General features: G+C 27.8%; 10 protein-coding genes and 2 tRNA genes. 5 read left to right on the top strand and 7 right to left on the bottom strand.

Features of this window, described 5'->3' with window-relative positions; all coding sequences use genetic code 11:
- The first annotated feature begins 92 nt into the window (after positions 1-92).
- The 3 genes from QIA19_RS03690 to QIA19_RS03700 all read left to right on the top strand — a co-directional run bounded on the left by QIA19_RS03690 (position 93) and on the right by QIA19_RS03700 (position 3,225).
- Positions 93-1,055, top strand: a complete 963-nt coding sequence (locus tag QIA19_RS03690; protein WP_301365906.1) for a hypothetical protein — start codon at positions 93-95, stop codon at positions 1,053-1,055.
- A complete protein-coding gene (locus tag QIA19_RS03695) occupies positions 1,015-3,111 on the top strand; it encodes a LysM peptidoglycan-binding domain-containing protein (RefSeq protein WP_301365908.1) in 2,097 nt (698 codons plus the stop codon). The genes QIA19_RS03690 and QIA19_RS03695 overlap by 41 nt, the downstream gene beginning before the upstream one ends.
- Before the next feature lie 42 nt (positions 3,112-3,153).
- Positions 3,154-3,225 (top strand) — tRNA-Asn (locus tag QIA19_RS03700).
- Here QIA19_RS03700 and rnmV read toward each other — a convergent pair.
- Positions 3,207-3,752 (bottom strand): ribonuclease M5, encoded by a 546-nt coding sequence (gene rnmV / locus QIA19_RS03705; protein ID WP_008882295.1) that lies wholly within the window; start codon positions 3,750-3,752, stop codon positions 3,207-3,209. The genes QIA19_RS03700 and rnmV overlap by 19 nt on opposite strands.
- 2 nt (positions 3,753-3,754) lie before the next feature.
- A complete protein-coding gene (locus tag QIA19_RS03710) occupies positions 3,755-5,026 on the bottom strand; it encodes a M18 family aminopeptidase (RefSeq protein WP_301365910.1) in 1,272 nt (423 codons plus the stop codon).
- Positions 5,027-5,106: 80 nt separating this feature from the next.
- Here QIA19_RS03710 and QIA19_RS03715 point away from each other — a divergent pair, with 80 nt between their 5' ends.
- Entirely contained in the window at positions 5,107-5,832 is a 726-nt protein-coding gene (locus QIA19_RS03715) for a hypothetical protein (protein ID WP_008882310.1), read from the top strand.
- Between the two features lie 20 nt (positions 5,833-5,852).
- Here the strand turns inward: QIA19_RS03715 and QIA19_RS03720 are convergent, their stop codons facing one another.
- Positions 5,853-7,724, bottom strand: coding sequence for a fructose-specific PTS transporter subunit EIIC (locus QIA19_RS03720; protein WP_301365911.1), 1,872 nt, complete (start codon positions 7,722-7,724; stop codon positions 5,853-5,855).
- A 90-nt stretch (positions 7,725-7,814) separates the two neighbouring features.
- Between QIA19_RS03720 and pfkB the strand changes: the two genes are divergently transcribed.
- Complete coding sequence (gene pfkB / locus QIA19_RS03725) at positions 7,815-8,738, top strand: 1-phosphofructokinase (RefSeq protein WP_301365912.1); 924 nt, start codon at positions 7,815-7,817, stop codon at positions 8,736-8,738.
- 73 nt (positions 8,739-8,811) lie between these two features.
- On the opposite strand, the gene QIA19_RS03730 is transcribed toward pfkB, so the two are convergent.
- The 4 genes from QIA19_RS03730 to recB form a co-directional block, all read right to left on the bottom strand.
- Entirely contained in the window at positions 8,812-9,126 is a 315-nt protein-coding gene (locus tag QIA19_RS03730; protein ID WP_008882218.1) for a hypothetical protein, read from the bottom strand.
- Positions 9,127-9,279: 153 nt separating this feature from the next.
- Positions 9,280-9,353: transfer RNA gene (locus tag QIA19_RS03735), tRNA-Asp, on the bottom strand.
- Between the two features lie 37 nt (positions 9,354-9,390).
- A complete protein-coding gene (gene recD / locus QIA19_RS03740; RefSeq protein WP_301365913.1) occupies positions 9,391-11,223 on the bottom strand; it encodes an exodeoxyribonuclease V subunit alpha in 1,833 nt (610 codons plus the stop codon).
- A complete protein-coding gene (recB, locus tag QIA19_RS03745) occupies positions 11,220-14,729 on the bottom strand; it encodes an exodeoxyribonuclease V subunit beta (protein WP_301365915.1) in 3,510 nt (1,169 codons plus the stop codon). Before recB ends, recD begins: the two co-directional genes overlap by 4 nt.

A 14,729-nucleotide genomic window follows, 5' to 3' on the forward strand; every position in this document is an offset into this window, starting at 1 on the left:
TACCTTTTTGTTTAATTAATTTAGTATAATAATATACTATAGGTATTATTACTTTCTTTATATATAATGTGTTTAGGTTTTGAGGGGAGCTTATGAATATTAGAAAATTGCTTTTTTGTATCTTTTTTATGAATATTTCTTTTCTTTTGTTTGCGGGGGATTACAAGGGTCTTGATTTTAAAATCAAGTTTTTTAATCAATCTATTTATCGTGTCAATAGTAGTGTTTTTATTGAAGTTTCTCTTAGCAATGCGTCTGAGAGTGTTTTAACTTTAGAAATAGGCGATATTAATTCTTTTGGCTTTGATTTTGATGTTACTGATACCACCAATATTAAAGTTAAAAGACCTATTGAATATGTTAAAAAGAGATCTAAAAATGTTGCAATTCCTGTTAGAAATATGAGCTTGAGACCTAATGAAAAATTTTCTGTAGTTATTAACTTAAATCAATTTGTTAAGTTTAGTAAAGATGGAGTTTATTTTGTTAAGGGTATTTTTTTCCCAGACATTTCAGATCCATCTAAGAAAAAAGAATCCAATATTATTACGCTTTTTTTAAATGATGGTTTTGACGAAAATCCAGGTAGCATAGACCTTGTTAATTTGTCTGAAAATAATGATATTCAAGATATCTTGAAAAAGAAAAAATTATCTCCCGATGAGATTGTTAAATATTTATTAAAGGCATTGCAGCTTGGGAAAAAAGAAAAGTTCTTTTTATATCTTGATATTGAAGGTTTATTATTAAATGACAAAGGCAAGGCATACCTTTATAAGCAAAAGTTATCACCTATTCCCAATAAAAATGTAGTTGAAGAGTATAAAGAATATTTGTGGAATTCTAATAATTCAGATATTTCAAAAGCACCAAATAAATTTTCTATTATTGAAACGACTTATTCTGATACTTCGGGCAAGGTGATTGCTGATTTATATTTTGACGATGGGCAATTTTATATTTCCAAAAGATATACTTTCTTCTTCAAAAAATATGATTATTATTGGATAATTTATGATTACATTGTTCAAAATACTGGCATTAAGGAAAAGTAAAACTTTTTGTGTTTTGCAAATTATAGATCTTATTATATTATTTTATTTTTTAATAATAAGTCCTGTAAATCTTAATGCCGATTTTGAGTATAGAGTTGTCAAAGGAGATACTCTTTTTTCAATTGCAATTAAATATAAAGCCAAAGTAAGCGATCTTAAAAGGATTAATAAACTTAATGTTGACAATATTAGGGCGGGTCAAATATTAATTATTCCAAGTGATTCTAATTTAGGTCAAAACATTACCCACAAAGTCAATCATTCTTTTAGTGCGCTAGAATCTGTTAACAAAGGGGTAATTTTTTACACCGTAAAAGAAGGCGACACCATTAAGAGCATCTCAAAGCTTGTTGGATTAAGTCAAGAAGAGATAATCGCTTGGAATGATTTGCGATCTAAAGATCTTAAGGTTGGAATGAAGCTTGTATTAACTGAGCCTGATTTTTTAAAGCCTTATGTGGTTAAGAAGGGTGATTCACTTTCAAAACTTTCTCAGGATTTTGATATTAGTTCTAAGGATATTTTAAAATTTAATTTTCTTAATGATGATAAATTAAAGATTGGTCAGCAACTTTTTTTAAAAAAAGCCACTAAGAATGTTAATTTTCATTATGTTAAAAGAGGGGAAACTCTTGGCAAAATAGCTTATATTTATGGCGTTACTGCTAAAGATCTTGTAGCTCTTAATGGCAATCGGGCTGTTAATCTTAAAGCAGGTTCATTGTTAAATGTTTTAAAGATTGTAAATAATGATTTAGAAAAACCTGTTGAGAGAGATTTTAAAATTGAGAAAAAAATAGATAATAAGTTTATCTATCATTCAGTTGCTGTAGGGGAGACTTTGTATAGCATTGCCAGACATTACGGTGTTTTAATCGATGACCTTAAAAATTGGAATAATTTAAGCAGCAATAATATTATGCACGATCAAAAATTGAAAATTTTTGATAAAAAACTTTCAATTGATTCTTCTATAATTAAAACTAAAAACGATTTATATATTAAAAAAAAGGTTGATTCTGTCCCTAATTCTTCTAATAAAGTGCAAACAATAGTTAATCTTCCTTCAAGTAAAAACAAAAAACTAAATTTAAATACTTTTGGAATTACTGCCAATCAAGATCTTTTTGATATTAGCTCTTTGGTTATTTTAGACTCCAAAATACCAATATTTGAGGTTGTTGGTGATTTCTATTATTGGTATAGACCAAGAAAGATAAGTCAGCCAAGTGAGTTTTATTCAGAAGATTGGCATTCTCCTTTGAATTCTTATAAAAAGGCAACCCAACTTTTCAAAAGTTTTGAAAAGTTGGTAAATTCTAGGTTTAATAAAGGATCAAGGCTTAAGGATAAATTAATAATTCTTGATCCAGGTCACGGTGGGCTTGATCCTGGAGCTATTGTTAAATCTAGAGATGGTCTTGGAAATGAAGTTTTTGTTGTTGAAGATGAATATGTATATGATATTGCCTTAAGGCTTTATGTATACCTTAAAGAAGAGGGGGCCAATGTTGAATTTACTATTTTAGCCCCCGACCATTTAATTAGAAATAGTGTTTTTGCTAACAATACTTTTGTTAATGTTAAAAACGAGGTTTACAATGATTATGATCTAAATAAAAATGATACTGTTGATTCTTGGATAAGCGGCACTCCGTCAGGCCTTAAAAAAAGATTAGTCGTTGTTAAAAACATTGTTAATAAATATAAACATATTAAAGATAAGGATATAGCCTTTTTTAGTTTGCATGCGGATAATAGTGTTGGAGCGCCTAAGAGTATGGGGTTTTATTATCAAAAAGATGACGATAAAAAATATGATATTCATTCAAAGTCTGCAGCAGAAAAAATTACAGAAGGAATGAAAAGAAGTTTTTATATTAAGGGTCAAAATCTTCATGTTTTAAGAAATAATATAGTAATGACTAAGCTTTTAGTAGAAGTTAGAAATTTGGCATTTCCAGAGGAAGCTTGGTCTATTAGATCTTCTAAGCTTAGAGATCAAGATTCCAAAATTCTTGCTAATGGGATTTTAAAAATATTGGAAAATAATTGACAAAAATTTTTAAATTTAAGATAATGTTTTTAGTGTTCAATTTCCCCTATAGCTCAGTGGTAGAGCGGGTGGCTGTTAACCACTAGGTCGGAGGTTCAAGTCCTTCTGGGGGAGTTAGTTAAAGCCAATTGATTTTTTAGGTCTGTTTTTGTTATTTTAAAGTAATTCAGTCTTTCTAAGAGTTTTTTACTGTTTCCATCCCCCAAACAAAAGTGTTTTTGTATTTTTTGTCTATTTTCTTTTGAGTTTTCTCCTATTATGCCAAGTTCTAACAAATCGCTTAATGTTAATAAATCTTTTTGATTATCTTTAGATAAAGTTCCAACCCCCTTAAGTATTTTTATTATTTCTGTTTTATTTACTGATTCAACTTCAGTGTCTTTAGTATTAAGATATGCATGTTTGATTTTATTATTTTCTCCCAGATGTTTGACTATTTTTTGTCTAATAATATTTCCAGATTTATCGCTGTCTGTTAAAATTATTATTCCTTTGTATTTTAATGCTTTTTTTAACAATTCAATAGTTTCAATTTTTAAAGCAAATCCTTTTGTTTCTATTACTGTGCAGTCAAAAGATTCTTTGATTCTTTTAAGATCATCTTTTCCCTCAACTACAATTATTTCTTTTATTTTTTCCAATTTTAAATTCCTTTTTCAAAGAAAGCTCTTAGCAATTTAATTGCTTCTATGTGGTCAGCTATTGATACTGTTTCGCGCAGGGAATGCATTGCCCACATTGGTGTTCCAATGTCAATAGTTTCTATTCCTGTTCTTGCATTTGAGATTGGACCAATTGTTGTGCCTGAAGGAACATTTGCTTTCATTATTATTTCTTGAATCTTAATATTGTTTTTAATGGCCAAATTTTTTAATTTTGCAAATCCTGTTGAAGTTGTTGCATATCTGAAATTAGCGCTATTTTTTACAACTACGCCCTTACCCAGATTTGCTTGATATTTTGGATCATGTTTAGATGTATAGCCAGGATGAATGCCGTGAACGCTGTCAATTGAGATATTAAATGATTTGTTTGTTTTTATTAAATGCTCTTCTCTGGTTAAATCAAGAGCAAGATCGATTCTTTCTAAAACTTCTGATAAAAATTTTGAATCAGCGCCTCTTGATGTTAAAGATCCTACTTCTTCGTTATCAAAAAATACAGCTATTTTATTTTTATCATTGCTTGTGTGAACATAAGAATTCATGATTGCATGGCATCCCGATTTGTTATCAAGATTTTTAGAAGCCAAAAATTCTCCTTCAGTTCCTATTATTTTAGAAGGTTGTGATTCTGTGAATATTAAATCACAAGATAGAAAATTTTCACATTCTATTCCAAGTTGTTCTAAGATATTATCTTTTATTGCTTTTTTAGTGCTACTGATTACTGTTAAATTGTCATGAGTATTGTATTTAAATCCTTCGTTAATTTGTCGGTTTAAATGGATTGCAAGGTTTGGAATAATTCCTATGTTTTCAATATTGATTAATTTTGATTCAATATTCTCATTTTTTTTGAAAAATACAATTCCTGCTAAGCTTAAGTCTCTGTCAATCCAAGTAGAAATTATTGGACTACCATAAACTTCAATATGGTTATAAAACACACCACTTGCTTTTTCTGTTGCGTCTATTTTTAATTTTAATCCCGGACTGTCTGTATGTGCTGCTGCTATTAGAAACGGTTCATATTTTTTTTTGACATCAATATTAAAGGCAATAAGGCTAGTTCCTTCTTTTTTTATGTAATATGATCCTGTTTCAATTTTCCATTTTTCATCAAGTTTTAATTGTTGTGCATTAAAATAATTTATTAATTTCTCTTCAATATAGTTTACTAAGTGATAAGGGGTAGGGCTATTGTCTAGCAGGCTTTGAAAAAATTTTGGTTCTAGTGTTTTATCATTCACCATGGGTGTTCTCCTTTAGTTTTATTGCTTTGTAGCTATATATTCTATTATAATAGTTTTTAACTGTTAGTTAGGAGTTTGTTATGAGAAAGTGTTTTGTTAGCTTGAGTTTATTGTTGATTTTTTTTGCCTGTAGCTCTAATGTTGAAATTGAGTTAAATGATGATATTAGTGGTGTTGTTTCAATATTTGTTAATGTTAATAGAGAATTTGAAAAAATTAGAAAGGAACTCTTAACAACTTTGGTGGGAGAAGAAATTGCAAATATGCCTCTTTTTCCTGTAGATGAAATAAAAAAATACTTTAAAAATGGAGAGGAAAAGCTTGGGTTTAAGCTTTTGAGTATTAAAACTCAAGGAGATTCTATTAATTTAGTTGTTAAGTTTGATAATTTAATTAAAATTTTAGGCGATTATATGAAAAAACCCGATATATCTGTGTTTAAGATAGAAAAAAAAGATGGTAAAAATATTATTGAACTTAATATTAATTTGGAAAACGCTACTAAGAATATTAATGAAAATAAAGAATATATTAGTGATGCACTTGCTGCTCTTTTGCCATCGGATGAGATTCCAATGTCTGCCAAAGAATATAAAGATGTTTTGGTTTATTTTTTATCGGATTTTACTTCCAAAGCAAGTGAACTTATTGACAATTCCAAACTTAATCTTATAGTTAAGACCTCTAGAAATGTTCAAGAACAATCTGGATTCAAACAAATTAACTCAAACACACTGAGGTTTGAGATGGATATGGTTAAAGGATTAAGTCTTGAAACACCAATAAAACTTAGATTAGTTTATTGACTGGGTTCAAGAATATAAACTTAATCGTTTATATTCTTGTATTCTTTTTTAAAAATTCCTATTAAAACAGCTGTTATAATAGATCCTATCAGGATAGATGTTATCCATATTAATGGGTTTACTACTATTGGTAGAATAAATATTCCGCCGTGTGGCGCTATAACCTCTACCTTGAAAAGTGCAGAAATAAATCCTCCTACAGATGAGCCTAGTATGCATGCGGGTATTACCCTTAAAGGATCTGCTGCTGCAAATGGAATTACTCCTTCTGTAATAAAGCATGCTCCCAAAAAATAACAAACTTTTCCAGATTCTCTTTCTTCTTTTGAGAATCTATTTTTAAATAAACTTGTAGCAAGAGCAATTCCTATGGGAGGTATCATTCCTCCTGCCATTATGCTTGCGTGAGGAATATAATTTTTTGCAGTTATCATTGCAATTCCAAATGCATATGCAGCTTTATTTACAGGTCCTCCCATATCTATTGCCATCATTCCTCCAAGCAAAGCTCCAAGTATTGCCATATTAGTACCGCTAAGTTGATTTAGCATATTTGTTATTGATTCATTAATAACAGATATTGGACTAAGCATTACATATATCAAAATTCCTGAAATTATAACTGATAAAAAAGGATAAGTTAATACCGGATTTATTCCTCTTAAATTGCTAGGAATTATTTTGTCAGATATTTTTTTTACAGTTAGTGTAACGTAGCCTGAAATAAATCCCGCTAAGATGCCTCCCAGAAATCCTGCATTTCCATTGCTCATCATTAATCCTGTAATCATTCCAGGCGCAAGTCCTGGTCTTTCTGCTATGCTAAATGAAATATAGCCAGCAAGTATTGGAATCATTAAAGCAAATGCGCTTCCACCGCCGATTTGCATTAGAATATCTGCTATTTTATTGTAGCTTGGATCGTTTATGTCAAATGCTTTGATTCCAAGCATGAATGATATTGCTATTATTATTCCTCCTGAGACTACAAATGGAAGCATAAATGAGACTCCATTCATTAGATGTTTATAAATCCCCGTTTTTTTGTTTTGTTTTTGGAGAGTTTCGGCGGTTTTGTTTGTGTTACTTTTTTTGTAAATTGGTGCTTCGTTTTTAAGAATTGTTTGGATAAGCTCTTTTGCTTTGTGTATGCCGTCTTTTACTCCCACTTCGATTAAAGGTTTTCCGCTAAATCTTTCTTTATCGATAGTTTTGCCAGATGCAATAATGACCCCTTTTGCTTTTTTTATTTCTTCTTCTGTTATTGGGTTTTCGGTTCCACTAGATCCATTTGTTTCTACTTTTATATTTATGTTTAATTCTAAAGCTGCTTTTTTAAGGCTTTCTGCTGCCATATAGGTGTGAGCTATTCCCACAGGACATGCTGTTACGGCAAGAATGAAATCTTTTTTTGTATTTAAATTGTTAGATTCATTTATATTGTCATTATTCAATATTATTTCTAAAAATCTATCTTCATTATTTGTGCTCATAAGTTCATGTCTTAATAGGTTGTTGCTAAAAGTATTACTTAGGTATGATATAGCTTTTATGTGTGCATTGCTTGGAGTTTCTTCGGGTAGAGCCATCATGAAAAACAGTTTTGAAAGCTTTTGATCAGAAGAGTTGAAGTCAAAACCATTGCCAACAACTCTTAAAATAGCAATTCCGTGTTTTTTAATGAAATTGCCTTTTGCATGAGGCATAGCTATATGTTCTTCAATGCCTGTTCCGTTAATTTCTTCTCTTTTTTTAATTTCTTTTATAAATGCTTCCATGTCATTTAAGTATCCATTTTCATTGAACATGCTAGCCATTTTTTTAATTACATCTTCTTTGCTAGTTGCATTGTAATTTAAAACAATCAAGTTTTTTGAAAATAAATTTTGCATAATAATCACCTTTATATATTATATAGTGTATATACATTTATTAAATTTTACTATTTGTTTAATTGATTTTATAAATCAAAGGAGATTATCTTGATATATACTCTAACACTCAATCCTTCTGTGGATTATAAAATAGTTTTAAAAGAATTTCAGGAAGAAAGTCTTAATTATGCTTTAAATAACAATTTTTTTGCTGGCGGTAAGGGAATAAATGTAAGCACCGTTCTTAAAAATTTAGGAAAACCTAGTACGGCTTTGGGATTTTTGGGAGGTTTTACAGGTGATTATATAAGATTTTTTCTTGATTCTAGGGGCATAAAAAACGATTTTATTAAAATAAAATATGATACAAGATTAAATATTAAAATGATAGCAAATGGCAGAGAAACAGAGATTAATGCCAATTCTCCAGATATTTCTGAGAATGAATTTGAACTTTTGAAAAATAAACTTAAAGGTTTAGCAAATAATAGTACATTGGTGATGTCAGGAAGTGTTCCCGCAGCTCTTGGTGAGGATGCATACAATGAAATAGCTAATAGCATTTCTAATGATGTTAGGCTTATCATTGATACCAGTGGCAAACCTTTGCGAAAAATTCTTGGATTAAATCCCTTTTTAATAAAGCCCAATATTTATGAACTTGAGGATCTTTTTAATACTAAATTTGACTCTACAAAAGAATTGATTAAAATCGGAAAAAATCTTGTAGAAAGTGGGGTTCAAAACATTATAATTTCCATGGGAAGTGACGGAGCTATTTTTATTGGCGGTAAAAATATTGCTTTTAGGGCCTTTGTTCCAAAGATTAATTCTGTTAGCACTATTGGAGCAGGAGACTCTGTGATTGCCGGGTTTGTATATGCTTTTGATAATGGGAGTACTTTAGAGGATTCATTTAAATTTGGTGTTGCAGCTGGTACAGCTACGGCATTAAAAGGCAATCTTTGTGAATTTCAAGATGTTAAAAATATGCTTTGTCAGATTGGGATTGAGGATATTTGCACTTCTTAATATTTTAAATAGAGCTGAAGGATTGATTTTGAAACTTTACTGTAGCTTTTAAAAGCTACAGTATTTAGTTTGCTTAAATTTTTAATTTTGATTTATATAATTTCTTTTTTGCTAGAGCCAATCCTGTAATTACTAGCAATGCAAGTATAGCCATGCTTGTAAAAAAGCCCGTTGTATTTGATTGAGAGACTTTTGCAGCGATTTCTGTAGTTTGTTCATCGCAAATACAGTTAACATATCCGCATATTGGGCAGATCTCTTCTACTCCAAATTGGCTTAAGTTTCCATTTGGAATTACATTTTCTTTTGTTATTGTATTGGTTTGTGCGAAAACAGATGTTGAAATTAATAATAAAGCAGTTAAAAATAGATATTTTTGTAGATTCATTTTACATTCTCCTTATAGATTTTCTTTTTTTTAATTATTTAAATTATAACTTTTAAATTAAAGATTTGTAATTTTTTTTATTAAAAATTTGCTAGAGCATCAATAGATTCTCTAAGAAAAGCTGTTGACACAATAAAATGTAAAATTCATCATCGGGAGCGACGGGTCTCGAACCCGCGACCTCCTGCGTGACAGGCAGGCGTTCTAACCATCTGAACTACGCCCCCAAAGCCATTCTTTTAAAAGATTATAGTAGGTTTTAATTTATTTGTCAATTTCTTTAAATGAGTTTACGTGTTCTAGTATTTTTGAATCTCTTTTGCTAGATTTTTTGCTTAGCTTAATAATAGTCTCTTCGTTAGAAATTATTTCTAAGCTATCCTTGGCTCTTGTTATTGCAGTATACATAAGTTCTTTTGTCAAAAAAGGGTTATTTTCTAATATTACTTTTATATGCTTGTATTCAGATCCTTGGCTTTTATGTATTGTTGTGGCAAAGCTGAATTCATAATTTGTTAGTAAATTTAAATTTATTTTTTTATATTTTTCATCTTTTCTTTGGAATAAAGCATAAAATTTAGAATTTTCATTAAAAATAACACCCCGTTCTCCATTAAATAATTTATTTTTATAGTCAGTTTTAGTTATCATTATTATTTGGCCAATAAAGCTTCCATAGGTCTTTTTCAGGTAAGTTTTTATTATTTCATTTAGTGTTTTAGTTCCAAATTTACCAAAATTTTTTGAACTTAAAATTATATTTTCAAGTAAAGTTTCAAGTATTGTTTCAATTTTTGATTCTTTTAGTAATTTAAGATTAAAAGTGGGTATTTTTCTGTATAAATTGTTTGTATATTCTATTAGATCTTTTTTTAAGTTTATTTTTTCTATTTCTTTCAGTTGAATATTTTTATTGTTATTAATGTATTTGCAAATCAAAGTACTATCTTCTTTGTATATTGCTTTTGAGAGTAAATTTATTTCTTTGTTGCTTCTGAAGTTTTCTTTAAGATCTTCTACATTATTGCTATTTATTTTTTGTATTCCCAAAAGACTTGAATATACATTTCCTTCGTTTACTGACGGGAGTTGATTTTTATCTCCTACCATTATTAATTTAGTGGTTATTGGAGTTGCTTTCAGTAGTTTTAAAAAAGTATGTGCATCTACCATTGAAGCTTCGTCAATTATTATTACGTCAAAATTTAATTGATTTTCTTCATCATATAGATTTTTTTTGTTTATGAATTTGATTCCCAATAGTTTTTGGATTGTATTACATTCTATTTCTAAGTTTTTGAATGAATAGTCGATACTTGTTTGCAGCCTTAGGCTAGCTTTTCCTGTAGGCGCTGTAATGGCTACTAATCCTTTTTTTTTATTGTTTAATGTTTTATTAATTGCTTTTAAGATATAGTTAATAGTTGTTGTTTTGCCTGTTCCCGGGCCTCCGCTTAATAGAAAGAAGTTGCTTTTTAATGCCTTTCTCACTGATGTAATTTGCTCTTTATTTAAAATATTGGTATTTAAATTTGATATTATATTTTGTATTTTATTGTCATTTAATTCGCTTTTATGGTTTTCTAATCTTTTTATAATTTGTTTTATTAATTCTTCTTCTTCTCTGTAGTTTTTTTGAGTATAAATGTAGATATTGTTTTCCAGGATTAGGGGAGTTGTAATTTTAAGCTTGTTAAATTCCATTAGTATGTTGTTTTTCTTCAAAAGTAAAACTATATTCTTAATAGTTTCTAGATTTCCAAATGTTTCTAGCCCTTTTAGCATTTTTATTAATTTGTTGTAACTTTTATTGGTTTTTTCTAGGTTGTCTTTTGTGAATATTATTGTATTTTGAATATCTTTTGCTAATAGATTTATGTCAGCTCTTAAGTGGCCTTTATCAAAGTAGTTAAATAAAAATATTAAAAATATTACAATATTTTCATTGTTTGTGGACCTTGCAAGTGTTTGTGCTTTATAACAATTTTTTTTATTGATATTTAAAAGTTCAATTATTTCATAAAGTTTAAGCTCGGGGGTTAAGAATTTTTTGTTTTTATCTTTTAGAAATTCTCTTAATACTAAAAAATCTCTCATAAGTTCCTTTTAATGCCTAACTCTAAGATGATTTTATCTAAATCCACGTCGTTAAATTTTGGAAGATTAAAATAAATACCATTTTCAAATTTTGATTTTAAGCATTCAATATTTTCTTTAAATGCTCTTGTAAAAAGATATATTATTCCACCAAATTTTTGATTATATTCTTTTTTGTTTTTAAATAATATTTTTTTTATTCCAAGGGCATATATTTTATATTGCAAATCATAATATTCCTTTTTTATCGTATTTTCTAAATTTGTTATATTATAATCCTCCTTATTTTTTCCAAGATAGTTTGTTTTGTAATCTAGGATATATATTTTATTATTAGCTTTAAATATGAGATCTACTATTCCTTTCAAATATCCATCGCTTAGTTTTATGTGAAGATCTTCAAAGTGTTTGTCAAAAAGATATTTTTGTTTTTGAAATTCAGGATTTATTTTTATTAAAAATTCCATTTCTTTTTGTAATTCTTCAATATCACACAGACGAGTATTAATTGCTCTTATATTATAAGTTAGTATATTATAAATCATTTTAGCTAATGAATTTTGTATTTCTATTGTATTGAGATTTGAGCTAATTTTTTGTATTTGTTTTTCAATAATTTCAATGTTATTTTTTTTAAAATTATCAAATGTATCTTTTGCTGTGCTAAAGATTATTTTCTCCATCGCTGCATGTAAAATGTTTCCGATGTCTTTTCCTTTAGGCAGAATCTCTTCTAATCCAGGCTCATAATCAAGTTCTGTTTCTTTTTCGTAGTTAATATTTTTAAAATCATAGTTTTCGTAAAATTCTTTATGATGAGCTTGTGCTGTTAAACTTGAAAAACTAGATGTATATTCTTTTTTAAACATGTTTTTAATTATTGGTTTTGGCGGAATTAATTTTGTATTTACATTTGTATTGTATTTTTTTTTATTGAATCTCTTTTGGCCAATAAATTCATGTATGTTAAAGTCATGTTTAATATCATCGATAGTAAAAATTTTTGCTATTTCTAATAATTTGCTAGTTATGCTATTTATTTTTATAATAAAAAGAGCAAATTTAGCTCTTGTTGCTCCCACATAAAATATATTTTTTTCTTCGCTTAGTATTTTTAGTCTTGCGTATTTTTTATTTTCTTCCAATTTAAAAAAATCATATTCAATTTTTCCGTCTTGATAAAATTTGTAAAATTGATTTTTTTTTGAAAAAAAATTGCTATTTTCTATTGGAGTTGTATTTAGTAAGAATACAATATTCATGCTAAGCCCTTTTGATTTGTGTATTGTCATGAGCTCTATAGATTCATTATCATTATTTATATTATTTATTTTTTCTTCTATTTCTTCAGGCTCTTCGTTTATTATTAGGTTTTCTAAAGTAGAGATTAGAGATTGTATGTTTTGTTCTTTATGATATATTTTAGAGATGATCTCAAGTGTTGTTTCATAGGTTTTTAAATTTTCAAGCTTACCTTCTTTAATAAGAAGGCCTTTGTAATTTATTTTATTTTTTGCCCATTCGATAATTTTTTGATCTTTGGTGATATTTGCAATTTTGATCCACAGGTTTTTTTCGAATGCAATTTTGTTAATTGCATTTATTAATGTTATTTCATTTTTTTCAAGCAAAACTATTATATTTTCAATAAATTCTTCTATAAGGTGAATTTTGTCTTGTTTGATTAAAATTCTTTGTAAATTCCACGGCACATTTAATATTTTGCTGCTTAGAATATAATTTAGAGTTTTAAAACTTTGCTTTCGGTCTAAGCACTTAATAATATAAAAAATTTCGCTAAATTCTTTGGTTTTTAAAAATTTTTCTTGAGTTTTGTTTGTTTGGATTTGCTCTTTTTTTAATGCTTTATCAATTAAATTGATTTCATTTTTCCCCCTGCAAAGTACTTTAATGTCTTGCATTTTAATATTTCTAATTTTATTGTTCTCAGCAATTTTTCCATATGCAAGCAAATATTTTATTGTTAATGCTGTTTTTTGGTAAATGTCTTCTTCGCTTTCTGTATTTGTGGTTATTATATTGATTCCTTCTATTTCTTGTCCATTGATGACAATTTTATTATTGTCGTTTTTTTGATTTGGAAGTGAATTGGTAAAATCAATTTTTTCAATTTCATCGGCTATTGCATTATTGTATATATTATTAAAAATTTTATTTAAAGGCCCTATGAGTTTTTTGCTTGATCTGTGATTTATTTTTAGTACAATTCTAGCGTCTGTATTGATTTTATTTTTTATTTCTTTGTTATAAAATGAAATGTCAGCTTTTCTAAAGGAATATATTATCTGTTTTGGATCGGCTATGAATATCAATTTTATTCCTGCTGTTTTTAATATTTTAAATATCTCAATTTGTATTAGGCTTAGATCTTGCGCCTCATCAATTAAAATGATTTTGTACCGATTTTTGATTGCATTTAGAAGCTTTTTGTCTTCTGATTTTAGGTAATTTTTTAAATTTGAAATTATGTAATTTTGATCTATTGTGTTTGTTGATTTAATAGTTTTCTCTAGTTCTTTTTCTATATACTTTAGTATTTTGTATTCAACTTTTAAAATGACATATTGCTTTAAATTGTTTCTATTTTTATTTCTATTGTCTTCTGATTTATATTTTTCATGTTTAATATTAATTCCCAAACAGATTAAATCATTTTTAATCTTAAGTTCTTTAGATGATAATTTAGAATTTTTTTTAGTTTCTTTTTCTATTAGAGTTGAAAAAAATTTATTTTTTAATAATGTTTCTGCTATTTTGAATATGTCGTTTTCTTTAGAGTATTCTATTTCAAGTTTACCAGTTTGAATATGTTTATTATAAAAACTTAATATTTCATCTTTTGTCATTTTATCTAAGTCTTCTATTATTTTGTTGTAATCTTTGATCAGCTCTTCCTTTTTAAGAAGAATGTTTTCAAAAGCCGTTTGGGTTTTAAGCCAATCTCCAAGCTCTTGAGTCGTATCTCTTTCGTAAGCTTTTTTTATTTTTAAAACAATCTCTTCTGTTTTTTTAGGATCAGATTTAAACACTTTAAGTTCGTAGTCTTTAATATCAAGAGTTTGAATCAAGCTATCTGATTTTCTTAAAAAGTCATAAACTATTTCATCTATTTCTTTTGAAAATTTTTCTTTAGGTTTATATTTGGAGTAATTTTCTGTTTCAATTTGAAAATTATTTAAGGCATGTAATGCAAATTTATTGATTGTTGATATAAAGAGTTTTTTTGATTGCTCATAAGCTTCTTTTAAGATTTCATTTGTTTTTGAGTTAGAATAAGCATTTTCTATTACTTTTAGTATTCTTGTGTGCATTTCTTCTGTGGCTTTTTTTGTAAAAGTTAATACCAAGATTTCATTTATGGAGTATAGCTTGATTTTTATTAAATTTATAACCACATTTTCCAGTATGTGAGTTTTGCCGGTGCCCGCCGATGCTTCTATTAATATTGTTGTGTTATTTTGGATTTTTTCTAGGATTTTGTTCAT

This window comes from [Borrelia] finlandensis (assembly GCF_030438365.2).
Lineage (GTDB): Bacteria > Spirochaetota > Spirochaetia > Borreliales > Borreliaceae > Borreliella > Borreliella finlandensis.